We start from the raw sequence: 1,012 nt of genomic DNA on the forward strand, positions 1-1,012 counted from the left end.
TTGTTCAATGACCGCCTGGTGCTCGGGCTCAAAGGTACGATGTCAGAGGCAGAGCTGCATGTGCTGCGTGCGCGGCTGCTCGGTGGCATCCGCAACAAGGCCGCGCGCGGAGAACTGCACCGCGGGCTGCCGGTGGGTCTGGTACGGGGCGACGCCGACGGGGAGGTGCTGTTGCATCCTGACGAGTCGGTGCAAGCCGCGATCCATGCTGTCTTCGACCGCTTTGCCGAATTCGGCTCGGCACGACGCGTGTGGCTGTGGTTCCGCTCGCAAGGCCTTCGCTTTCCGCTGCACTCCAACAGCCTTGTCGATCTCCGCTGGGTCGCCCCCACTTACACAAAGATCCACCAGGTCCTCACCAACCCGTTCTATGCCGGCGTTTATGTGTATGGCCGCACCCAGCAGACATGCTATCTCGATGCGGGCGGTCGAATCCGAAAGCGCATCAGACAACGCGACCGCGAGCAGTGGCCGGTGTTCATTCGTGACCATCATGCCGGATACATCGATTGGAATACCTTCGAGGCGAACCAGAAGCGCCTGGCGCAGAACATCCGTCCTCGACCGCACCAGAGCGGGGGTGCCGTGAGAGAAGGCGCAGCACTCCTGCAAGGCCTCGCCGTATGCGGACACTGCGGTCGGCGCCTGGCCGTACACTACAGCGGCCGGTTCTCGGCGCCCGGATATCACTGCGCCGGCAAGAACATCGTCAACGGCCGGGGCGAGTACTGCCTCAACATCGGCGGTGTGCAGATCGATGCGGCTGTCGCCGAAGCGTTCCTTGCGGCTCTCGCGCCCGCAGGCCTGGAAGCCTCGCTCCAGGCGATCGAGCAATTCGACGCCGATCAAGACGACTCTCGCGCAGTTCCGTCGCGACGTCGAGCGTGCGCGCTACAACGCGCAGCGCGCCGAGCGACGCTATCGCGCCGTGGACCCGGAGAATAGACTCGTCGCGCGTGGACTCGAAGCAGAATGGGAAAGCGCTCTGCTGGAACTGAAGACTGCCGAATCC

General features: G+C 64.0%; 1 protein-coding gene. It reads left to right on the forward strand.

Annotation, left to right across the window (positions count from 1 at the left end; all coding sequences use genetic code 11):
- A partial coding sequence (locus tag CQ13_RS17205; protein WP_210183075.1) for a recombinase family protein occupies nt 1-945 on the forward strand: 945 nt, incomplete at its 5' end.
- Nucleotides 946-1,012 lie beyond the last annotated feature (67 nt).

Source organism: Bradyrhizobium retamae (genome assembly GCF_001440415.1).
Taxonomy (GTDB): Bacteria; Pseudomonadota; Alphaproteobacteria; order Rhizobiales; family Xanthobacteraceae; genus Bradyrhizobium; species Bradyrhizobium retamae.